We start from the raw sequence: 21690 nt of genomic DNA on the forward strand, positions 1-21690 counted from the left end.
GCCGGCTTTCCGGACAGGCGCATTGGGCGGCCTGAACTCAGTGGTATTTAGATCAGTTGTCTTTTATCCGGTTTCACGGCTTTTCCGGTCACGCCCCATGTCATCCGCTCTTGTGGTGCAAACCCGATGGCTGTCGCAAGCCGCCTGGCCGAGAATGGCTGCTCTTATCTGGAGAAGCCATGTCCGAAGCCCGGTCCGTTGGTCGTTTCGTGGGTCGTTTGTCACGCCGCCATTTCAACCTGGCCATCACGGCCGGCGCCAGTGCGGTGTGCGCGCCGCTGTTTGCCCAGCCTGCCTGGCCGAACAAGCCGATACGCCTGATCGTGCCTTACACGCCCGGTGGCTTCACCGACCAGATGGCGCGCATCGTTCAGGTCGGTCTGCAAAACCGCCTGCAGCAAGCCGTCACGGTGGACAACAAGCCCGGCGCCAACAGCATCATTGGCGTGGACATGCTGGCCAAGGCCCCGGCCGATGGCAGTACGTTTGCGGTGGTCATCGCGGCCTATGCCGCCAACACCACGCTGTACCCCAAACTTCCTTACGACCCGCGCAAGGATTTGACCGGCGTTTCGCTGATGGGCGTGTCGCCGCTGCTGGCCGCCGTCAACAACGACGCACCTTTCAAAACCGCGAAAGAGCTGATTGACTACGCACGGGCCCATCCCGGTAAGGTCAGTTTTGGCTCATCCGGCAATGGCTCGGCTGCGCACCTGACCACCGAACTGCTCAAGTCCCTCACCAAAACCTACATGGTGCACATTCCCTACCGCGGCGCCGTGCCGGCGCTCACCGATTTGATGGGCGGGCAGATCCAGCTGTTTTTTGATGCCGCCACCGGACTGATCAACCAGGGCAAGGCCGGCAAGGTCCGGCTGATTGGCGTGTCCAGCGACCGCCGCCTGCCGGCTGTGCCCGACGTGCCGACCTTCATCGAGCAGGGATTTGCCGGCTTCACCGGCAGCACCTGGGCCGGCATGCTGGCGCCGGCAGCTACGCCCAAAGACATCATCAGGCGTATGTCAGAAGAAGTTGGGCGCATCATTCGCAGCGATGAAACCCGGGCCCGGCTGGACGCCATGGGCACTTTTGCTGCCGGGGGCACGCCGGAGGAATTTGATGCGTTTATTGCGGCTGAAACGGCCAAATGGGCGAAGGTGATCAGAGATGCCGGCGTCAAGGCCGACTGATCAATAGACAGGCAGGCGCTGCCTGCGCGGACCTATTCGCCAGCCGGGTTGGCTGGCGGCGCGCTGCCTTGCACGCGGCGGGCGCCATCAAAGCGGCGCGCCCAGTAATCGACGCCCATGCTCTCCACCCGGACTTCAGCGCCCGGCTTGGGGGAGTGGATGAACTTGCCGTCGCCAACGTAAATGCCCACGTGGCTGAACGCGCGCCTCAGGGTGTTGAAAAACACCAGATCGCCGGGCTGCAAGTCGTTTTTGTCAATGCTTTGAGTGGCCGCAGCCTGCTGCTCAGCCTTGCGCGGCAGCAACAGGCCCACGCTTTGCTCATAAATGGCACGCACAAAACCGCTGCAGTCAAAACCGGTTTCAAGGTTGTTGCCGCCCCGTTTGTAAGGCACGCCCAGGAAGCCCATGGCATTGACGACCAGCTCGGACGCCCTGTCGCGGACGTTCTGGCGAACCTGGTCAATTCGGGTGAGCAGGCCCTTGTCGGCCAGCAGCCTGTCCATGTCGTCAGCAGAGTTGCCGGGCGCTGCGTGTGCACTGACCATCAGCAAGGCGGCAGAGACAATGACGAGGGCAGGGGCAAACATTCGCATGGCGTGGAGCTTACTTGAAGGATTGGTCTTGCGTCAATCTCATGTTGTTTCTTGATTGCGATTACAACCCATTGATTTGTAACGACTTAAAACGACTCAATACGACGATAAAGCATCTTCTAATGAGAAAGTGCTATGTTTGCTTACGAAAACGTTTGCATCGGAGCCCGATGCGTTCACTGGCCCGAGCGGAAAAAACAAGCCCGCCGTGGGATTATCTGGTCGGGAAGCCACGTGAAAAAATTGATTCCAGGCCGTCATCCGTCACCCAGACAATGGACGCCGGGAAGGCTATTGAGGGAGAAAAATATGGCATTAACCGGGTTGAAACAGGCATTTTTAGCTATTATTTTTGCAGCAATTTTCACGCCAGCACTGTCGGCTCGCGCCCAAAACCAGGCGCAGCCTGTTCGCCCGGAAACTGTGGCGGCGGGCCTGGAGCACCCGTGGGGTGTGGCTTTTTTGCCGGGTGGGCGTTTTCTGGTGACGGAACGACCGGGCCGGATGCGGGTGGTCCAGCCGGACGGCAGACTGGGAGCCCCCCTTGCCGGGCTGCCCCGGATCGACGCCGGCGGGCAGGGCGGTTTGCTCGATGTGGTGCTTGACGCCGATTTTGCGAGCAACCGCAGCCTTTACTTCTGTTTTTCCGAGCCAGCCGCGACGGGCAACGGCAACAGCACAGCCTTGGCACGCGCTACCCTGAGCGCAGACCAGGCCCGGCTGGACGACGTCAGGATCATCTTCAGCCAAAAGCCAAAATTCGCCAGTTCGGCCCACTTTGGCTGCCGCATCGTTGAAAGCCGCAGCCCCGGCGTGAACGGCCGGCCTGACGGCAAGCTGTTTTTGACCTTGGGCGAGCGTTTTTCGCGCCGGGAAGATGCCCAAAAACTCGACAACCACCACGGCAAGATCGTCCGCATCAACAAGGACGGCTCCGTACCCCCGGACAACCCCTTTGTCGGAAAAGCCGGGGCCTTACCGGAAATCTGGAGCTATGGCCATCGCAATCCCCAGGGTGCCACGCTCGCACCCGATGGCAGTTTCTGGATGCATGAGCACGGACCGCAGGGTGGAGATGAAATCAATCTTCCCCGGGCCGGCGCCAATTACGGCTGGCCGGTCATCACGTATGGGGAAAATTATGGCGGTGGCAAGATCGGCGAGGGCCTGACGGCCAAAGCGGGCATGGAGCAGCCCCTGCATTACTGGGTCCCGTCGATTGCGCCTTCGGGCATGGCGTTTCTGACCAGCGAGCGTTACGGCAAGGCCTGGCAGGGCAACCTGTTTGTAGGCTCGCTCAAGTTTGCCTACCTGGACCGCATCGAGCTGTCGGCGCCTTTCGGAGGCAAGGTGCTTCGTGAAAGCAAGCTTCTGGTCGACGTGGGCGAGCGCATTCGCGATGTGAGGCAAGGCCCCGATGGCCTGCTTTACGTGCTGACGGACAGCCGCAACGGCAAGCTGATACGCCTGCTGCCTGGCGGGTAACGCGAGCTGCGCGGGCTACGCTGCTGCGGCAATGAGATCGAGCTCGACCGACGCGTTTTTGGGGAGCTGGACGACGCCCACCGAAGTGCGCGTGTGAACGCCGGCAGGGCCCAGAACGGCATACAGCACCTCAGACGCGGCATCGGCGACCTCGCTTTGCTGAGTGAAGTCTTGAGCCGATTGCACGTAGACCGTCATGCGAAGAATGTGTTTCACCCGCTCCAGGCTTCCGAGGCTTTGCCGCAGCAGTGCGAGTGCGCGCATGGCACAGACCTTGGCCGCCAGCTGGGCCTGAGGAACTGAAACCTCCACTCCGACGCGGCCCGTGACGACGACGGTATTTCCGACGCGCGGGATCTGGCCGCTGACGTAGACCTGGTCGCCGTGTTGCACGACGGGGACGTAATTTCCGCCGATTTTGATTTCACCGTCGAAGTTGTAGCCGAGTGCGGCTGCTGCGGCGGCGAACCGGGTTTCGCGTGAGTCTTCCATGAACTGTGGGTTCTTTCTGTGGGTTTCTTTGCAAGTGGTTCGGTTGCGTTTGACTGATGGGGAAACTATCCCGGCGGAGGGAAAACTCCCGCGTTTCACTTGGCGGTGAACACCGCGGGCAGTTTTTTGGGCGCCTTGATGCGCAGCTGCTTGTTGACGTTTTCCTGGCCAAACACCACCTCGATGTCGGCCACCGCCACGCCGAACAGCGGCGCCAGGAAGCGCACCATGTGGTCGGTGGCCTTGCCGCTCTTCGGCGCGGCGGTGACGCTGACTTTGAGTTGCGTGCCTTTGGGCTTGCCAATGGCGTCGCGGCTGGCGGCGGGCTTGCCCAGGATATTGACCACCAGCACATCCCCGTCCCAGGCAAAAAACGAGTCGCCGGTGGCGTTGCGCGGTGCGGCCATTCAGTTGGGGCTCTTCAGCCGCAACAGGCTGACACCCAGCAGGCCGAAGGCGCCGCCGCAGATGCGGTTGAACAGGCGGGCTCGGTGGGCGGTGCCGAACCAGCGGTGGGTGCGCTTCGCCAGCAGCACGTAGGCCACGTGGGATGTCAGCACGCAGGCGGTGAAGGCGCTGGTCAGCGCGAGGAATTGCGGCAGTACCGGGGCGTCCGGGTGGATGAACTGGGGAAACAGCGCGGTGAAGAACAGGATGCTTTTAGGGTTGGTCAGCGCCACCAGCAGGCCCTGCCGGAACAAACCGGCATTGGTTTTTCCGGGCCGCGCCTCGGTGGGCAAGGGCTTGTCGAACATCGAGGTTTTGCTCGTCCATTGACGGTAACCGAGGTAGACCAGGTACACCGCACCCAAGGTCTTGAGTACCGTAAACAGCCAGGCCGAGGTGTGCAGCAAGGTGCCCAGGCCCGCCACCGCTGCGCCGGAGACGGCGAACACGCCCAGCACATTGCCGGCTGAGCTGCACAGCGTTTTGCGCGGCCCCCAGGCGACGGCGTTGGAGACGGCCAGCAAAATGCCCGGCCCGGGGCTGAAGGCGGTGACCAGCGAAATGGTGATGAACAGGAGCCAGGCGGAGGGGGTCATGGGCGCAGAGTTGAGAAATCGAAAAATGAGAAATGGCAGGAGTGGAATTTACCTTAGCAAGGCAGTCGTTGGTACTTCGATCCGAAGTACTAGACAGGCTCGGCACCGCGAAATCGGGCGCCGGCGATCCTGGCGATTCCGGGAAAGCGGCTGAGAAGCTGCTTGCCCGCCTTGCCCAAGGCGCGCATCAGCAATGGGCGGTCTTTCGGGCTCACCAGGCAAACGGCTTTTCCCTGCGGGCCGGCCGTCAGTGTGATCCAGCCGTCCTGCTCGATAAGGTGCACCTGCCCGGGTTCCAGCGGCGTCCTGGTGCGAAAGACCTGCTCGCCCAGCCAGAGCGGGGTGCCGGTCACGATCAGGCTGCCTGAGGTGCTGGTCAGGGAGCTCCCCGCTTGGAGCTGAAAAACCAGGGATTCGCCGGCGTCAAGCTGGACGGGGTGCTGAAAATCAGGGGCTTGCATGGGAACTCCGTTCAGGAATAGAAGCCCCTAGGTTAGTGAGCAGGCCTTCTTTCCGACAGAGGCAGTCAAAGCCTTTCTGTATCGGCACAGATTGTCATTCATCCATCTGTTATGGTCCGATTTCAGGCCATCTGTGGCTGTGTTACCGCTTTTCCTTCGCGGATCATCTGGTTTTATCTTGCTTATGGACGCGCAACCGCTTTACCTCCGGCTCTCCAGCCACTACCGCCAGGCCATCCAGTCGGGTGTGTTGCTGCCCGGCCAGCGCATGCCCTCGGTTCGGGCCCTGACCCGGCTGCACCAGGTCAGCCTGTCTACAGCCGTGGAGGCCTGCCATACGCTGGAAGACGAAGGCCTGCTGGAAGCGCGGCCCCGCTCGGGCTACTTTGTGCTCAGGCGGCGCCGCGTGGACATCCAGCCGCCCAGTGAGCCCGAGGCCGGCCGCAAGCTGGACCCGGCGCAGTATGTCGGCATCCATGACCGTGTCTCGGACTATGTGGCCAAATGCAATGTGTACCCCTTGATCACCAACCTGGCCGCCGCGCATGGCCTACCCGAGGTCTATCCCTCCGAGGCTCTGAAGAACGCGGCCACCCGGGCCTTGCGCAAGCATCCCCACCTGCTCGTCAGCGCGGTGGATTTGCCCGGCGATTCATCGCTGAAGACCGTGCTGGCCCGGCGCGCGCTGGCCGCAGGGATGCAGTTGTCGGCTGACGAGATTGTGGTGACGCACGGCTGTATTGAAGCGCTCAACATCGCGCTGCGGGCGGTGGCGCAGCCGGGCGACACCATCGCCGTCGAATCCCCGACCTATTACGGCTTGCTGCAGGTCCTGGAAAGCCTGGGCCTGCGCGCGCTGGAGATTCCCACCAGTCCCAAGCTGGGTCTTTCCGTGGAAGCACTGGACCTCGCCTTCCAGACACACGACAGGATTCGGGCCGTGGTGGTCATGCCCAATTTCCATAACCCACTGGGCAGCGTGATGCCCGATGCCGAGAAGGAAAAGCTGGTCGCCCTGTGCGAGGGCCAGCAGGTGGCGCTGATTGAAGACGACACCTACGGCTCGCTGGGCCATGATGACATTCCGCTGAAGGCGGCCAAGGCCTGGGACCGCAGCGGCTCGGTGATTTATTGTGCGTCACTGCGCAAGATTTTGGCGCCCGGCCTGCGCCTGGGCTGGATGGCCGGCGGTCGCTGGCAGGCCCGCATCCAGATGCTGAAGTACGCGCAGAGTCGGTCCAATGAGGCGCTGGCCCAGATCACCGTCGCCGAGTTCATGGCCTCCAGCGCCTACGACCGTCACATGCTCCGCCTGCGCCGCCTGCTCAATGTGCAGCGCGAACAGATGGCCGAGGCGATTGCGGCGCACTTCCCGGCGGGTACCCGACTGTCCGTACCCGGTGGCAGCATGTTGTTGTGGGTGGAGCTGCCGCCCGGCACCTCCGCGCAGGCCGTGTTCGACGCCGCGATCCGTCAGGGCATTCGGGTTGCGCCCGGCTCGATGTTTTCCAACTCCAGCCGTTTTGACCACTTCCTGCGCATCAGTTGCGCCTCTCCGTTTTCCAGTGAGGTCGATCAGGCTCTGCGCAAACTGGCCGCCATCGTGTCGGCGCAGGTTCTGGAGCCTCCGGTCTGAACGCGTGTTTATGCGGGGATGTGCATGGTCTTTGCCAAGCCCTTCACCAAGCCTTTTATTTTCTGATGCAGACAGCTATCGTTTTAATGGCAAATGAAATGTCTAATGCGCAGCCTGCTGGCCGCGCTTGACGAAAAACAGGCCCGTACCCACCGCCATCAGCAGGCCGCCAAACAGGCGGTTCTGCACCTTGATGGCGCGGGCATCTTTAAACAGGGGTTGCAGTCTGCTGGCGGCAAAGGCATAGCCGTGCATCACCACGGTGTCCACCGCCACCGTGGTCATGCCAATGACCAGCAGCTGGAGCCAGAGCGGGCGGCTCTGACTGATGAACTGCGGCAGTACGGCCACCATGAAGAGGATGCCTTTGGGGTTGGTCGCATTGGTCAGCAAGCCTGTGAGGCAGCGTTTGCGCGATGACGGAACGCTCGCGTCGTTTGCTGGGGCACCCACATCATCCGTCATGATGGCGTCCGATGAACGCCACTGTGACCAGCCTATGTACATCAGGTAGGCGGCCCCCAGGGTTTTGACAATGTTGAAAGCCAGCTCCGATGCCAACAGCAGCGAGCCAACGCCTGCGCCGGCAACCACCAGGATCATCAGCAAACCGGCCTGCAGCCCGGCGATGGTGGCCTGCGTGCGTTTAACGCCGTAGCTCAGGCCGTGGCTCATGGCCAGGACGGCGCCCGAGCCCGGTGAAATCGCAATCAGGATGGAGGCGAGGAAATAGGCGGTCCAGGTGTCAATGGCCATGGGTTTTTTGCGGTGATGAGGGGTCAGGGACTACGCGTACGGAAGCGGTTCGAAGAGGATGGAGTGGATGGAGAGGCGCGAAAACGCACGCCTCCTACATGCATCAAGTTTACCCACAGGTATCATGGTTCAATGGCTTCAACGGCATCCTGGCAAGGTCGACTCACGCAAACAGGCCGTGCTGCCCAGCGGTGGGTGATCGAATGGTGGCGCCTGGTGCACCTGGGCGCGCTGATTCTGGTGCTGACGCTGTCGCCTTCGAGCTACAACCGCGAAAGCCGCCTGGTGCTGTCGCGCCACATCTACCTCAATACCGCGCCCATCCTGCTGGGGTTTACCGTGCTGTGCGCGCTGGTCACCGTGGTGCTCACGCGCATCGTGCTGGTCACGGCGCTGAGCTACGGCCTGTCGCAATACGCGCTGCAGGTCGTCATCCGCGTGCTGGTGCTGGAGCTGATTCCCCTGACCGCGGCGCTGTTTGTAGCGCTGCGCTGCACCATCCCCGACGGCGCCGAACTCATGGCGATGCAGGCCAGCGGCGAACTTGACGAGATGCGGCGCCAAGGCATCGAGCCGGTGCGGCGCGAGGTGCTGCCGCGGGTGGTGGCGGGCATGTTTTCCGGCATCACGCTTGCGGCCCTGAGCAGCGTGGTGGCGCTGGTGGTGGCCTACCTGGCGACCTATGGCTTTTCCCTGTCGGGCCTGGCCGCCTACACCCGTCTTTTTGGCCAGGTGTTCAGCCCCGCGGTGACGCTGATCTTCGTCCTCAAAACCCTGTTTTTCTGCCTGGCCGTGTCGCTGATCCCCATGGCCTCGGCCTTGTACGGCATGGCCGGCACCAGCGTACGCACCAGCGCCGAGATGCGCGGGCTGGTCCGCATGTTCGCCGTGATTTTGCTGATCGAAGTGGCCTCGCTGGTCGGCAACTACTATTGACCTGGAAACCGCATACCCATGAGTTCACCCCACGATCCCTCCACCCCGCCGGACCCCGGCTCGTCGGACCCGCTCCAGCCGGCGCGCGCGTCCGCCCCATCACCGGCGCAGGTGGCCAACCTGGAGTTCAAGGCACGGCTGCTGCTGATCTTTATGCTGCTGCTGGTGTGCGGCTCGGCGCTTTATGTGATGTATGCCCGGGGCGCGTTTGAAAGCACCCAGCGGCTGGTGTTGATTTCCGAGGATTCCGAAGGCGTCGTCGTCGGCATGGATCTCACGTTTTCAGGTTTTCCCATCGGCCGTGTGCGGCGCATAGAACTCGCGGAAGACGGCAAGGCCCGTATCCTGGTTGATGTGGCCAGCAAGGACGCCCACTGGCTGCGCACCACCAGCGTGTTTACCTTGGTTCGCGGCATTGTGGGCGGCACCAACATTCGCGCCTACACCGGCCTGCTGAAAGACCCGCCGTTGCCCGATGGCGCAGTGCGAACCGTGCTCCAGGGTGACGCCAGCGCGGAAGTCCCCAAGGTCATTGCTGCCGCCAAGGATCTGATCGAAAACCTCAACACTCTGACGGGAAGCACCGGCGCGGTGGGCGCCAGCATGGCCAACCTGCAGATCCTGACCGAACGGCTCAACGGACCCGGCGGCGTGCTGACCGTCATGCTGGGCAGCGAAGCCGAGGCCCAAAAGCTGGTCGCCACGCTGGACCGCACCAATGCGCTGCTGACCAAGCTCGACGCCATTGCCGCCAAGACCGACACCCAGGTCTTTGGCGCCAATGGCGTGATGCCCGAAACCCGCGCCACCATTGTTCAACTCAATACCATGCTGGGCGAGGCCCGCACCAGCCTGAAAAAGGTGGATGCCCTGCTGCAAGACGCGCAGGCCGTCACGTCCAACGCCAAAGAGGCCACGGCCGACCTGGGCGCCTTGCGGGCCGATGTCGACGTCAGCTTGCGCAAGGTGGACAGCCTGGTCAACGAGATCAACCGCAAATGGCCGTTTGCCCGTGATGCGGAGATGAAACTGCCATGAGTATCGCCATGAGCATCCCCCTGAAATTGACGGCGCTCTTCGGAGCGCTTGCCCTCTTGTTGCTCAGCGCGTGTGCCAGCGGCCCGAAGCCGCCAGACTGGCAACTCGAAGCGAAAGGTTCCATGGAGCGTTCCGTGGCCGCATATATGGAAGGCAATTCCCGTGTGGAACAGGCCGAGCTGGAGCGCGCACGCAGTCAGCTCGCGCGCACCGGCCGCGCCGACCTGCTGGCCACAGCAGAACTGCTGCACTGCGCCACCCGTGTGGCCAGCCTCGTGTTTGAACCCTGCGCCGCCTTTGAGAAACTGCGCCAGGATGTGCCGGCGCCGCAGCGCGCCTATGCAGATTACCTGGGCGGGCGGGTTCAGCCCCAGGACGTCGCCTTGCTCCCGGCGCCACAACGCGCCGCAGCAGTAGGCGATGCCGGTGCCCTGAAGTCCATGACCGATCCGCTGTCGCAACTGGTCGCCGCGGGTGTGCTGCTGCAAACCGGCAAAGCCAACCCGGCTGTCATCGCGCAGGCTATCGACACCGCCTCGGCCCAGGGCTGGCGGCGTCCGCTGCTGGCGTGGCTGGGCGTGCAGGCCCAGCGTGCAGAGCAGGGCGGAGACCTCGAAGAAGCCGCCCGGTTGCGCCGGCGCATGGACATCACGCAGAGCAGCGCTTCAGGGGCAAAGTCGTCCGCAAAAGAAACTGCAAAAGAAATGCCGAAAGAAAACAAGTGAGTAACAAGTGAGTAACGCCAGTTGAGCTACACCCTCAAGCTTTACGCCTTTGAGGACGCCTCCCACGAGGAACTGCAGGCGGCGCAGCGGCGCTTCAAGGAGGCGCTGGAAGCCACACTGGGAGACGCCAGCCTGGTCGCGCCCGTCTATGCCGCCTACATGAAGCTCGTGGCGACCTATGGCGAGACACCGGCGGAAGATGCCCTGACACCCGCTGAGCTTGAAATTTTCACGCAGTGGCAGGCAGCTGAATCCGCGGCGATGACGGCCGCCCTGGGGCCAAACCGCTACATGGGCGATGCACAGTTCGAGATTCGCGCCCTGACTTGAACACTGAACACAGCGGGGCCTGTTTAAGGCGAGCGGCTCAAACGCGGGGACGCCAGCGCTTGCAGCTGGTCGTCAATGGCTGTGCCCAGGTCCGGCAGGCGCGGCAGCAGTTGGGCTTTGTCCAGTGCCGCATGCAGGTGGTGTAAATCCTTGCTGCTGGTGGTGGCCTTGATCTGGGCCAGCGCCGCCGAGGTATTGCCACTTTTAACAAGTGCCAGCATTTTTGTGACCCATTCACTCATGGAAAACCTCTGGTTGCTGCTTGGTCAGGTGGGGCTGCATGTGGTTTTCCGGGTGTGATGTTGCTATTAAAAACGTAGCTATATGCCGCTGAGCATACTGGGCTTGAACATTGTTTTGTAAAAAAATGCCAGCCCTGAAATGGGATGGTAACGACAATGGGTTCACGCCGCAATCGGTGGCGCCCGCTCCGCGGCAGCGGGTATCGGGCATTGGGTGCATCGGGACTTGGGCGGCGTTGCGGGCTTCATCCCGCAGCCGGGTCGCGGTTTGTCGCGGTGGTTCAGCTTGTGAGTGCGGTTTTGGCGGTTGACTCCAGCGCATCAAGCAACCGGCGCAATCCGGCAAGCGCCGGGGTGCTGCCATCCATTTGCGCCCGCACAATGGCGCCGTCAACGGCCAGCGCTGCGGCTGCGGCCGTGGTTGCCCGGCCCGGGCCGTCAGGCAGCAGGTCGGCGATGACATGGCGCATGTCCTGCTTGTGGCGCTGCGCAATCTGCACCACGCCGGGCAGGGTGCCACCCACCTCGGCCACCGCGTTGATGAAGGCGCAGCCGCGAAATGCCGGTTCATTGAACCACTCGGCCATGGCGTTCCAGAGCGGCTTCAGCCCGCCGCCCGGTGCCGCACCATGGCGCCCCAGCGAGTCGACAAACCACGCCATCCAGCGCTCGTGGCGGTAATCGAGAAAGGTTCGAATCAGCTCGTCCTTGCTGGGAAAGTGCCGGTAAAAGGTGAGCTTGGCCACGCCGGACTCGGCAATGATGCGGTCGATGCCGGTGGCGCGCAGGCCATCGCGGTAGAAAAGCTCATGCGCGGTCACGAGGATGCGTTCTCGCGCGGGCAGGGTCGAAGTGTCCATCGGAACATCCATTCAAACATCCATTCAATAGCGATGAAGGTATTGTAGACAGATCTGTCTACTTGTGTCAAAATTCCGACAGGTAGACAAGTTTGTCTACCTGCTGCGTATTCACTGTGTATTCAACTACCCAACTGTTCAAACTCAAGGAGTCCTCATGGAAACAAGACCACCACTGCCACCTTTTACCTTCGAAACCGCAGTGCAGAAAGTGCGTGCCGCTGAAGACGGCTGGAACTCGCGCGATCCGGAGCGGGTATCGCTGGCCTATACGGCCGACAGCAAGTGGCGCAATCGGGCGGAGTTTGTGACTGGCCGTGCGGAAATCGTCGGCTTGTTGTCACGCAAATGGGCCCGCGAGCTGGACTACCGCCTCATCAAGGAGATCTGGGCTTTTGCCGGCAACCGCATTGCCGTGCGCTTTGCCTATGAGTGGCACGACGACGCAGGCAACTGGTTCCGCTCCTACGGCAACGAAAACTGGGAGTTTGAAAGCAATGGCCTGATGGCCGTGCGGCACGCGTGTATCAACGACCTGCCCATCAAGCCGGCCGACCGCAAGTTCCATTGGCCGCTGGGCCGCCGGCCGGATGACCATCCGGGCCTGAGCGATTTGGGGCTTTGAACGGGCGGGCGGAAGGCGCTGTTTGAAGGTCTCCTGGCCGGGCGGCCACTCCGGCGGGGGCAAACTGTAAAATCTGGCCCCCAACCCGCAGTGCCGCTTACCGAGCGGTCATGGGCCTGCCTTCCTGACCTGAGTGATTGAGCATTGACCGACTCCCGCATCCCGCCGCCTGATCTCGCCGCAGAACCCGCTTCCGCGCATTTCCCCAAAACACAAGAGGCCCGCCTGTGGCGCGGCGACGGATGGACGGCGCAAGTCCTCAAGAACGAAGACGACGACGGCTGGGCGGTCGCCATGATCAAGGATGGCCAGCCGGAGCCCGCGCTGGTCGGCCCCTGGACCATGGGGCGCGACAAGAAGAACCCCAAACCGCTTGACGGGCCGGCCTTTAGCACGCTGGTGAAAACCGCCTCCGAATTTGTCCGCAGGCACGAGCAGCAACTGCATGCCACGCTGCACCAGCGCATCACGGTGACGGCAAAATCATCCAGAGTCACCGTCTCGCTCGACATCGTCCCGGACGAAGACAACCCCCATGCCCTGCTTACCGCCCATGACGACAGCGGCGAGCAGCTGGCGCAGGTTCGCGTGCAGCCGTCCTTCAAGCTCAGCCGTGCCAGCGCGGTGGCCTGGGTTGAGAACGACTTTCGCAAGCCGGCTGAGCGATGAGCAGCCTGACTGACGTGGCTGACGCATGCGGGATTGACTTCGGGACGTCCAACTCCACGACGGGCTGGAGACGGCCCGGGCAAAGCGCTCCATCCTCCCTGTTGCTGCCGCTCGAAGACGGCAAGTTGACGCTGCCCTCGGTGGTGTTTTTTCACGCCGAAGATGCCCACGTCAGCTATGGGCGTGCCGCACTGGCGGACTATCTGGCGGGGCATGAGGGCCGCCTGATGCGTTCCCTCAAGAGCCTGCTCGGCACCTCGATGATGGACGACCACACCGAGGTGATGGGCCGGGCCTTGCCGTTCAGGGATTTGCTGGCGCAGTTTGTGGGCGAGCTCAAGCGCCGCGCCGAGCACGCGGCCGGGCGTGAATTTACCCGTGCCGTGCTCGGCCGGCCGGTATTTTTTGTGGACGACGATCCCAAGGCCGACCAGCGCGCCGAACGTACGCTGGAAGAGGTTGCCCGCAAGGCCGGCCTGCGCGACATCGCTTTCCAGTACGAGCCGATTGCTGCGGCCTTTGACTACGAGTCGCAGATCACCCGTGAAGAACTGGTGCTGGTGGTTGACATTGGCGGCGGCACCTCAGACTTTGCGTTGATCCGGCTGTCGCCCGAGCGTGCCGGCCGCCCGGAGCGGCGCGACGACATCCTGGCCAGCGGTGGCGTGCATATTGGTGGCACGGATTTCGACAAGTACCTGAGCCTTTCCAGCATGATGCCTATCCTGGGGTTGGGCAGCCTGCTCAAGAGCGGCCGCGAAGTTCCGTCAGCGCAGTACTTCAACCTCGCGACCTGGCACACCATCAACCAGGCCTACAGCAAAAAGTCCTGGTCGCAGATCAGCGACATGCACCGCGAAGCGCGTGACAAGGTCAAGCTGGAGCGGCTGCAGAGCGTGGTCAGGCAGCGCGCCGGCCACTGGCTCGCGCTGCAGGTTGAAGAGGCCAAGATTACCCTGTCGAACGCAGCCGAGGCGCAAATTGACATCGGCCGTATCGCTGCCGGGGAGACGGTGACGCTGCAACGGGCGGATCTGGACGGTGCCATCGAGGGGCTGGTGGCTTCTGTGGCGCAAACCGTGGCACGGCTGCTGCGTGACGCCGGTGTCGCGGCCTCAGGCATTGACACGGTGTTTTTCACGGGTGGCTCCAGCGGCGTACCTTTGCTGCGCGAGAGAATTCTTGCGCTGATGCCCGACGCCCATTGGGTGGAAGGTGACCTGTTCGGCAGCATTGGGGCCGGGCTTGCGCTGGATGCCAGCCGCAAGTTTGCCTAGCAGGGCACCTAAAGCACTGATAGCGCAAGAGCATCTGATCGAGCCCGGAGAGAGTCCGGAGTTGCGCAGCAACCCCTCGCCTTCAAGACTGAACGGGGCTGGCCTCCACCATGTAGCGTAGCAATAGTTTTATATTGTTATTTGCAAAAAAGAATAGTTAAATATTGTATTTCTGGGATTGATGGATAAAATACTATCCATTACATGGAAAGAGATACTTTTCTATCATGAAAACCCTGTTTGAGATGGCGACCAAGCTGGAGGCCGAGCGGCAGCGCCTCAAGCTCGACTACCAGACCATTGCCGAGAAGACTGGGTTGACGCCCCTGTCGGTGCGCAGCGCCTTGCAGGGCCGTACCGCACCGCGCATCACCACCTTGATGGCCATTGCCGACCAACTGGGGCTGGAAGTGCTTTTGCTGCCCAAAGTACTTGCGGCGGGGCTGGAGGCGCACGCTGGTGCGGGTACTGCAGAGGGGCCTGAGCCGGCGCTTTCCCAGGTGGACCGCATCATTGCGCAAACCCGGCTTCGCTCCCAGGCCGGTGCCAAAGGCCAATTGCCCAAATGAACGTCCTGGCACTCGACATCTACGTGGGCTCCCTGCGTGCCGGGCTGCTGTTCCGGTACGGCACGGGCAACACCGCGCTCACGCGCTTTGTTCCTGACCCATCCTTCTGGTCCCGGCCTGACGCACCGGTTCTTTCGTGGGCCGCCACCGATGACGATCCCCAGCGCCGTGAAATTTTCTGGCGCAGCTACGTCAGCACGCCTTTTTTCAATGCGGAAGGTGGCCGCCTGCCGGCTTTTTTCCAGAACCTGCTGCCCGAGGGGCCGCTGCGCCGCCACCTGGAAGAGCTGCGCGGCTGCGGGCCGGGTGACCACTTCGACCTGCTGGCCGCCTGCGGCACCGACTTGCCGGGCAATGTCTATGCGTACCCTGCTCACCTGGATACCGACGCACTCGCCGCTGTGGTGACCCAGCACAACGATGCGCTGGAGATGTCCGTCACGGCCGACCCTCTGCCCGAGGCCACCTCCTTGTCGGGCGTGCAACCCAAGCTTGCACTGGTCGCGCAGCATGGGCGTTATGTGGCGCGGACCCGGGACGTGCAGGGCACGCACATCATTGCTAAGCTGCCGACGGTTGAATATGCCTTGCTGCCCGAGGTGGAAGAGTTGTCGCTGCGGCTGGCGCAGGCCGCGGGCGCAGACGTCTGCACCGCATGGCTGGCCCCCTTGGAGCAGATAGTGGCCGAGCAGCCCTTTGTACTGGGCGAAAGCAGGCATTTCCTGGCGGTCAGGCGCTTTGACCGCGGGCCCGAGGGGCACATTCATTGCGAAGACTTCGCGCAGATCCTGCGCATACAGCCCGAAGAAAAATACACGCACCCGGCCGCTACCTACGCCACCATGGCCAGCACGCTACGGGGCGGCATGGGTCTGGGGCGGCGCGGCGAGGATGCAGCCGAAGAGCTGATCCGCCGCGCAATGATCAATGAGATGCTGGGCAACTACGACGCGCATGTGAAGAATTTCGGGGTGCTCTACCGCGATGGCCGCACACCGGAACTGTCTCCAGCCTATGACGTGGTGGCCTATGCCGCCTACCTGGGAGGCCGCGGCCATGCCTTGCGCTTTGTGCCCGGTGGCGAAAAACAGGCGCGGCTCACTCCGCAGACTGTGCGCAGCTTTTGCAACGCCGCGGGCATGTTCGAGACCCGTGTGCGCGGCGTGCTCAATGACGCAGTGGGAAAAGCCTGCACCGCCTGGCCGGCCCTGATTGAAGGCAGCACTTTGCTGGACAAGCAGAAGCAGAACCTGCTACGGCATTTTGAAGCGTGCGACGCGGTGCAGAGCTGGCGGCGCAGGCGCGCAGGCAGTGCCGGCCGCCAGGCTGCTGCAGGCTGAGCCTTGCCGGGTTCTTGCACGGTGCTTGCTTGCCGTTTGACAATACATCACCCCTGAACTTCACCCCCGAAATCTGGAGCCTCCCATGAATTTTGCGCCCGACCTTGCGACGGTCACCCACGGCATCCAACTGGCCGTAGCGCCTGTGTTTTTGTTGACCGCGGTGTCTGGAATGATCGCCGCCGTCGCTGGCCGCCTGGCCCGCATCATTGACCGGGCACGGCTTCTTGAAAACCGGCTGGAAGCGGGCGGCGTGGAGGAAAGCCGGGCCATGAAGATGTACGCCGAGCTGCAGCAACTGAGGCATCGCGGATGGCTGGTCAACAGCTGCATTGCCTTGCTGACTTTTTGCGCGATGCTGATCGGTACCACCATTATTTTGCTGTTTTTGGGCGAGACGAGTGATCTGCCCACCCTCAAGATCGCCACCGTGTGCTTTTTGTCCGGCGTGGTCTGTTTTCTGCTGGCCTTGGTGTGCTTTTTGGCCGAGACGCTGCTGGCAACCCAACTGCTCAAGTTTGCGCAACTGCCTGCCCGGTAGTGCGGCAATGCCAAAATACGAGCATCAAAAAGGCCAGTAGCAACCTGGTCGAGCGTTTGCAGGGCAGTGCCTGCGCGAATTGAACCCTTCACAAAACCCGGAACTTGACATGCTGCTTGATGCTGATGACTCCCAACTCGTACTGGTGGACTACCAGGTTCGCCTGATGCCCGCCATTTTCGAAAACGAACTCGTGATCGCCAACGCCGTGCGCCTGGCTCGCATGGCGCAGGCGCTGGAGGTGCCGGTGTGGGGCACTACGGAAAATACCGACAAGTTGGGCCCCAACGTGCCCGAGGTGCAGGCTGCCATTGAAGCCGCGGGCGGCAAGACGCTGGCCAAGATGCATTTCAGCGCCGTGGCCGATGGCCTGGGCGACTGGCTGCGGCCACCGGTGCGCAAGGCGACCGCCGGCGCTTCAGGGGGAGGTAATGCGCGCAGCCTGCCCAAGCACCTGCAGAAGCCAGCGCCGCAGGAAGAGGCGGGCAGGGGCACCACCATCGTCATCGCCGGCTGCGAAGCCCATGTGTGCCTGCTGCAGACCGCGCTGGAGCTGCTGGAAGAAGAGTTTGAGGTCTGGGTCGTCACCGACGCCTGCAGCTCACGCAGCGAGCGCAACCGCGACGCTGCCTTTGACCGACTGGCTGGCAACGGCGCCGAGCTGGTGACGACCGAGATGGTGGCGTTTGAGTGGCTGCGGACGGCGGAGCACCCGGCGTTCAATGATTTTTTGGGGTTGGTGAAGTAGTGGAAACTGGAATCTGACTCCAATGACCGCCGCACCGAGCTGCGTGTCATTAGTACCTCGATGCCGCCTGGCGTATCGCGCAGCAGCAGGATGGTGGGTGGTGGCACGCAGCGGGGGCCGGTTCGCGCTGGGGTGAAGCAGTTGGGAGGGGCTGATCGTGTGCCCATTTTCGGTGGCTGTGCTCAGTTTTCGGGGGACGCTTCCAGCGCCACGAGAAAGAGCGGCACCATGTTGTGGGTGGCGATGGCGCCGGTCGCTCCACCATTCCTACAGTAAGTCCCTCGAGGCCTAACCTTCCTCCAAGCGACGCCTGACGGCACAGCTCAAGTCAAACGGTTGGCCCTTTTAAGGAGAAAGTAATGGCTTCAATTTTTTACCGCATTTTGTTCGCCCTGACTTTTCCGATCGTTGGCGCAATCCTGGCGCAGAGTGCGATCGCTGAAACCAGCAACAAGATTGGCATCGTGCTTATGCATGGCAAGGGTGGCTCCCCGATGAGACATATCGCGGATCTGGTCTCGCCACTTGAGGGGCAGGGATATCTCGTCGCAAATCTGGAGATGCCCTGGTCTGGAGGCCGAAATTACGATGTCCCTGTCGGTGCGGCTGAAACAGAAGTTGAGGCGGTATTGAGTTCGCTACGCGGCAAAGGTGCTCAAAAGGTATTTGTTGCCGGGCACAGCCAGGGCGGGCTGTTCGCACTGTATTTCGGAACCAGGCATGCGATCGATGGTGTGATTGCGATTGCTCCCGGGGGAAGTGTTGGCAGCTCGTTATTTCGGGAAAAGCTGGGTGAATCCGTCGAGCTGGCACGCAGGCTCGTCGCCGAAGGCAAGGGTGTCGAGAAAGCACGGCTTTTTGATTTTGAGGGCTCCAAGGGAGCCTACCCTGTGATTGCCCCTCCTGCAGCCTACTTGACCTGGTTCGATCCGCAGGGCGCCATGAACCAGCTGGAAGCAGTTCAAGGCATGAATCCGGCCACCCCTGTCTTGTTCATCGTCCCGACGAACGACTATCCGGGGCTGCTTAAAATCAAGCAGCAAATGTTTGATGCGCTTCCAAGGAATCCTCGTACCAGGTTGTATGAGCCAAACTCCAGTCACTTGGGCGCACCATCGGCTTCGATCAAGGAAATTATCGACTGGACGAGTGCAGTAGCGAGCGTGCGGTAGAGCCCGACACGCACTGCGTTCCTTGCGTGTGCCTCGGCCGGAGAGGCTTTTAACGGCAATGTGTGTGCTGGCATCTCACTGGTCGCAGGCTGCAACGACGGAAGACGGAATGGGAGAATGAGCCTGTAACGCAAACAGTTATTCCCGCAACTCAGAATCACGAACGCACGTGGCGGCTTGGCGTTTTACGTGGAAGGCCTGGGCTTTTCGGCCGATTGGCAGCATCAGTTTGAGCCTGGCTTCCCCCTGTTCCTGCAATTGACGCGTGGTGGTCAAACAATCTTCCTGACCGAGCACACTGGCGACGACTGCCAGGTGGGCGGTGTTGTCTATTTCATCGTTCCCGCTCATCGAGTCAGTGGGCCTGGTTGTGTGTGGACCGAACCGCAAGACACCATGATGAGCAGCCCTGGCTCCGTTGACAAACCAGCGTTCAGTTTCAATAAGCCGCCAGTGCTCATCGGCCCCAAATGGCAGACAGACATTGCAAGAGCGATGGGAACGGTAGTAGCATTCATGTCGGACTCCCGTTGTTTGGAGACACTGATCCGCGCGCCAATGAAGGCCAGTGCGCCAATGTGACGCAGAAAACGGGGGAGTCCATCAGTCGAACGGACATCCACCGGTGGGGCACACTGGCGAACTCCGTCCTGGTCTGTAGCCTCGTTGGCCGTTGTTCACCTCAATTCGTTGTGAGCAACGGTAACTTCAAAGGAGGACGCCATGCGAATGCGTGACTGGTTATGTGCCGGGGTTGTCGGGCTGTTCATTGGGGGCTGCGCGGGAATGCTCGGTGGTGTGACCCCGGAGACAAGAGCTGCAGTAGCGCCGACGGGCAAGCTCCGGGTCGCATTCCTCTCGGCGCCAATCTATGCGACCAAGGATTCCGCGACAGGCGAGTTCAAAGGTGTTGCGGTCGATCTCGGGAAGGAACTTGCGCGCCGCGTGAGCGTGCCGTTCCATCCGGTTGTTTATCCCAACCCGCCCGCGTTGCTCGGCGGCGCGAAGTCTGGCGAATGGGACGTCGCGCTGATGGGAAGCAATGCCGAGCGCGCGGCGGCGATGGATTTCTCGGCGCCTTACATGGAAGTCGAGTACGGGTACCTTGCCCGCGCTGGGGTTTCCAGCGCCACGGCGTCGGACGTGGACAAGGCCGGGATCCGGATCGGGGTACTCGAAAAGTCCGGCGGAGACCTCCATCTTTCAAGCACTTTGAAGAATGCGGCGTTGGTTCGCGTCAAGAGCCTCGACGAAAACTACGCCCTGCTGGATACCGCAAAAGCCGACCTGATTGCCGCAACCAAACCAGCTCTCTTCGTCGGGGCCGCGAGCCGGCCGGGCTCACGGGTTCTCGACGGCCGGATTCTGGTCGAGCCGATCAGCCTGGGCGTGCCCAAGGGGCGCAATGCCGCCGCCGCTGTGTACGTCGGCAAGTTCGTCGAGGAGGCGAAAGCGGCGGGGCTGGTCAAGTCCGCGATCGAGCGGGCCGGCCTGCGCGGCGTAGTCGTCGCTCCGCTTAAATGAGGCGCGTTCGGGCAGCACCAACGAGGAGAAAGCATGGAGAAGAATTACGCTCATCCCGCTTGTGGTCGCATCAGCTCGTCCAGCGTCGCCCCGCGCGTCACGGGGCAACCGGCTGAAGCTGATTTTGATGCGACCGTATCCTGGGCAATGAGGGCAGCGTTTCTGGGACACGTCAACTCACCAAGGAGATCTTGAAAATGGAAACCGCAACAGAACTTACAGGGCGCCTCGACACGACGGCGCTCGAGCAAAAGGTCAAGGCGATGTATCGCGACGTAGCCCTCAATCCGCAGGGCGAGTTCCACTTCGAAATGGGACGTGCGCTTGCGGAGCGGCTCGGCTATGCGCCCGCCGACCTCGATGCCATCCCGAGCGAAGCCATCGATTCGTTTGCAGGCGTGGGCTACTACTTTGACCTCGCCCAACTGAAGGCAGGCGAGACGGTGGTCGATCTCGGCAGCGGATCGGGGATGGACAGCTTCATCGCCGCCGGCAAGGTCGGCAAGACTGGCACCGTGATCGGCGTCGACATGACCGACGAGCAACTCGCCAAAGCGGATCGCCTGCGCGCCGCAGCGGGATTCGGCAATGTCGCCTACCGCAAGGGCTATATCGACGCGACCGGACTTGCTGACGCGTCGTGCGACGCGGTCATCAGCAACGGCGTGATCAACCTCGCGCCGGACAAAAGGACGGTCTTTCGCGAGGCCGCGCGTCTGCTCAAGCCGGGAGGGCGGCTTGCCCTCGCCGATATCGTCACCGAAACGCAGTTGCCCGAAGGCATCACCTGCGACGCGACGCTCTGGGCCGCTTGCATCGGAGGCGCGATGCAGGTCGGCGATTACACCTCGGCGATCGAGGCCGCGGGGTTGCGAGTGACACAGGTGAGGGACAACCCGCAGTACCAGTTCATTTCGAAAAATGCCCAAGGTGCGACGCGAAAATACGGCGTGAAGAGCGTCTCGCTCGTCGCGACAAAGGATTGAAATCGCAGCCGCCGGGAATGCGGCTTTGCCGCATCTCCCGCCAATTTTGGCTGCAGCCATTCCCTGCGGCTGGGCGCGCTTGCGCTTCGTCCCGATGACGCCGAACCATCGAATGCTCCGGCGTCGCAGGAGCGTCGCTCGTACCGCCCGGCGAACTGCGTCGTTGGCGTCCCATGAGCAATGCCGGCATATCTGTTGGCGCATTCCGTGCATGGCAGGGATGCGCTTGGCGAGATCGACTCCGATGGTGATAATTCCCATGATTGCCCCGGCCGAAGGCGTTTGGTGAAGGGCTTCAGCTTTCCACCGTGGCACTTTGATGCCGTAAGCCGTAAGCCGTAAGCCGTAAGCCGCAAGTCTCGCGACGCGCGGCTGGCTCGGGACGGGGAGGGCTCTTTCGCTCGTCAGGCGTCACGACCCGCCGATCCGCAGCTACAGGTGAAGGACTT

The 21690-nt window shown here is 62.1% G+C and carries 25 protein-coding genes and 1 pseudogene; 18 read left to right on the forward strand and 8 right to left on the reverse strand.

Annotated features, from left to right (window positions below):
* The first annotated feature begins 179 nt into the window (after positions 1-179).
* Positions 180-1190, forward strand: a complete 1011-nt coding sequence (locus AC1DUB_RS20155; protein ID WP_477730982.1) for a tripartite tricarboxylate transporter substrate binding protein — start codon at positions 180-182, stop codon at positions 1188-1190.
* Positions 1191-1222: 32 nt separating this feature from the next.
* Here AC1DUB_RS20155 and AC1DUB_RS20160 read toward each other — a convergent pair whose 3' ends face one another.
* Entirely contained in the window at positions 1223-1786 is a 564-nt protein-coding gene (locus AC1DUB_RS20160) for a C40 family peptidase (RefSeq protein ID WP_477730983.1), read from the reverse strand.
* Positions 1787-2095: 309 nt separating this feature from the next.
* Here AC1DUB_RS20160 and AC1DUB_RS20165 point away from each other — a divergent pair, with 309 nt between their 5' ends.
* Positions 2096-3271, forward strand: a complete 1176-nt coding sequence (locus AC1DUB_RS20165) for a PQQ-dependent sugar dehydrogenase (protein ID WP_477730984.1) — start codon at positions 2096-2098, stop codon at positions 3269-3271.
* A gap of 15 nt (positions 3272-3286) precedes the next feature.
* Here AC1DUB_RS20165 and AC1DUB_RS20170 read toward each other — a convergent pair whose 3' ends face one another.
* The 4 genes from AC1DUB_RS20170 to AC1DUB_RS20185 form a co-directional block, all read right to left on the reverse strand.
* A complete protein-coding gene (locus tag AC1DUB_RS20170; protein WP_477730985.1) occupies positions 3287-3763 on the reverse strand; it encodes a RidA family protein in 477 nt (158 codons plus the stop codon).
* 95 nt (positions 3764-3858) lie between these two features.
* The gene (locus AC1DUB_RS20175) at positions 3859-4170 is read right to left on the reverse strand and encodes a DUF167 domain-containing protein (RefSeq protein WP_477718065.1); all 312 of its coding nucleotides are present in this window, start codon (positions 4168-4170) and stop codon (positions 3859-3861) included.
* Positions 4171-4806 carry a LysE family translocator gene (locus AC1DUB_RS20180; RefSeq protein WP_477730986.1) on the reverse strand — a complete coding sequence of 212 codons (636 nt, stop codon included), beginning with the start codon at positions 4804-4806 and terminating at the stop codon, positions 4171-4173. It abuts the gene before it with no gap.
* 89 nt (positions 4807-4895) lie between these two features.
* Positions 4896-5267 carry a hypothetical protein gene (locus tag AC1DUB_RS20185; RefSeq protein WP_477730987.1) on the reverse strand — a complete coding sequence of 124 codons (372 nt, stop codon included), beginning with the start codon at positions 5265-5267 and terminating at the stop codon, positions 4896-4898.
* Positions 5268-5451: 184 nt separating this feature from the next.
* On the opposite strand from AC1DUB_RS20185, the gene AC1DUB_RS20190 reads away from it, so the two are divergent.
* Positions 5452-6903 carry an aminotransferase-like domain-containing protein gene (locus tag AC1DUB_RS20190; protein WP_477730988.1) on the forward strand — a complete coding sequence of 484 codons (1452 nt, stop codon included), beginning with the start codon at positions 5452-5454 and terminating at the stop codon, positions 6901-6903.
* Between the two features lie 102 nt (positions 6904-7005).
* Here AC1DUB_RS20190 and AC1DUB_RS20195 read toward each other — a convergent pair whose 3' ends face one another.
* Entirely contained in the window at positions 7006-7659 is a 654-nt protein-coding gene (locus AC1DUB_RS20195; RefSeq protein ID WP_477730989.1) for a LysE family transporter, read from the reverse strand.
* Between the two features lie 132 nt (positions 7660-7791).
* Between AC1DUB_RS20195 and AC1DUB_RS20200 the strand changes: the two genes are divergently transcribed.
* Genes AC1DUB_RS20200 through AC1DUB_RS20215 form a run of 4 tightly spaced genes read left to right on the forward strand, consistent with a single transcriptional unit; the run spans position 7792 to position 10688 of the window.
* Positions 7792-8595, forward strand: coding sequence for an MlaE family ABC transporter permease (locus AC1DUB_RS20200; RefSeq protein ID WP_477718070.1), 804 nt, complete (start codon positions 7792-7794; stop codon positions 8593-8595).
* 18 nt (positions 8596-8613) lie between these two features.
* Complete coding sequence (locus AC1DUB_RS20205; RefSeq protein ID WP_477730990.1) at positions 8614-9633, forward strand: MlaD family protein; 1020 nt, start codon at positions 8614-8616, stop codon at positions 9631-9633.
* Positions 9634-9641: 8 nt separating this feature from the next.
* Positions 9642-10358 carry a hypothetical protein gene (locus AC1DUB_RS20210; protein WP_477730991.1) on the forward strand — a complete coding sequence of 239 codons (717 nt, stop codon included), beginning with the start codon at positions 9642-9644 and terminating at the stop codon, positions 10356-10358.
* 21 nt (positions 10359-10379) lie between these two features.
* Entirely contained in the window at positions 10380-10688 is a 309-nt protein-coding gene (locus AC1DUB_RS20215) for a hypothetical protein (protein WP_477730992.1), read from the forward strand.
* 23 nt (positions 10689-10711) lie between these two features.
* On the opposite strand, the gene AC1DUB_RS20220 is transcribed toward AC1DUB_RS20215, so the two are convergent.
* Both AC1DUB_RS20220 and AC1DUB_RS20225 read right to left on the reverse strand, forming a co-directional pair.
* Positions 10712-10930, reverse strand: coding sequence for a hypothetical protein (locus AC1DUB_RS20220; protein WP_477730993.1), 219 nt, complete (start codon positions 10928-10930; stop codon positions 10712-10714).
* 281 nt (positions 10931-11211) lie between these two features.
* Positions 11212-11790 carry a TetR/AcrR family transcriptional regulator gene (locus tag AC1DUB_RS20225; protein WP_477730994.1) on the reverse strand — a complete coding sequence of 193 codons (579 nt, stop codon included), beginning with the start codon at positions 11788-11790 and terminating at the stop codon, positions 11212-11214.
* A gap of 157 nt (positions 11791-11947) precedes the next feature.
* Here AC1DUB_RS20225 and AC1DUB_RS20230 point away from each other — a divergent pair, with 157 nt between their 5' ends.
* From AC1DUB_RS20230 to AC1DUB_RS20280, 11 genes and pseudogenes are all read left to right on the forward strand, one after another.
* On the forward strand, positions 11948-12415 hold the full coding sequence (locus AC1DUB_RS20230; protein WP_477730995.1) for a nuclear transport factor 2 family protein: 468 nt from the start codon (positions 11948-11950) through the stop codon (positions 12413-12415).
* A 144-nt stretch (positions 12416-12559) separates the two neighbouring features.
* Entirely contained in the window at positions 12560-13084 is a 525-nt protein-coding gene (locus tag AC1DUB_RS20235) for a hypothetical protein (protein ID WP_477730996.1), read from the forward strand.
* Positions 13081-14361: an Hsp70 family protein gene (locus tag AC1DUB_RS20240; RefSeq protein WP_477730997.1), complete on the forward strand. Its 1281-nt coding sequence runs from the start codon at positions 13081-13083 to the stop codon at positions 14359-14361. Before AC1DUB_RS20235 ends, AC1DUB_RS20240 begins: the two co-directional genes overlap by 4 nt.
* A gap of 227 nt (positions 14362-14588) precedes the next feature.
* Positions 14589-14930, forward strand: coding sequence for a helix-turn-helix domain-containing protein (locus AC1DUB_RS20245; protein ID WP_477730998.1), 342 nt, complete (start codon positions 14589-14591; stop codon positions 14928-14930).
* Entirely contained in the window at positions 14927-16270 is a 1344-nt protein-coding gene (locus tag AC1DUB_RS20250) for a type II toxin-antitoxin system HipA family toxin (RefSeq protein ID WP_477730999.1), read from the forward strand. The genes AC1DUB_RS20245 and AC1DUB_RS20250 overlap by 4 nt, the downstream gene beginning before the upstream one ends.
* A gap of 85 nt (positions 16271-16355) precedes the next feature.
* The gene (locus AC1DUB_RS20255; RefSeq protein ID WP_477731000.1) at positions 16356-16811 is read left to right on the forward strand and encodes a DUF2721 domain-containing protein; all 456 of its coding nucleotides are present in this window, start codon (positions 16356-16358) and stop codon (positions 16809-16811) included.
* A 109-nt stretch (positions 16812-16920) separates the two neighbouring features.
* Complete coding sequence (locus AC1DUB_RS20260) at positions 16921-17559, forward strand: isochorismatase family protein (RefSeq protein WP_477731001.1); 639 nt, start codon at positions 16921-16923, stop codon at positions 17557-17559.
* Positions 17560-17918: 359 nt separating this feature from the next.
* Positions 17919-18731, forward strand: coding sequence for an alpha/beta fold hydrolase (locus tag AC1DUB_RS20265; protein ID WP_477731002.1), 813 nt, complete (start codon positions 17919-17921; stop codon positions 18729-18731).
* 144 nt (positions 18732-18875) lie between these two features.
* Positions 18876-19313, forward strand: a pseudogene (locus tag AC1DUB_RS20270) (glyoxalase superfamily protein); the annotation flags it as partial.
* A 141-nt stretch (positions 19314-19454) separates the two neighbouring features.
* Positions 19455-20255 carry a transporter substrate-binding domain-containing protein gene (locus AC1DUB_RS20275; RefSeq protein WP_477731003.1) on the forward strand — a complete coding sequence of 267 codons (801 nt, stop codon included), beginning with the start codon at positions 19455-19457 and terminating at the stop codon, positions 20253-20255.
* A 197-nt stretch (positions 20256-20452) separates the two neighbouring features.
* Complete coding sequence (locus tag AC1DUB_RS20280; protein WP_477731004.1) at positions 20453-21241, forward strand: methyltransferase domain-containing protein; 789 nt, start codon at positions 20453-20455, stop codon at positions 21239-21241.
* Positions 21242-21690: the final 449 nt, after the last annotated feature.

This window comes from Polaromonas sp. P4_F9 (assembly GCF_056401235.1).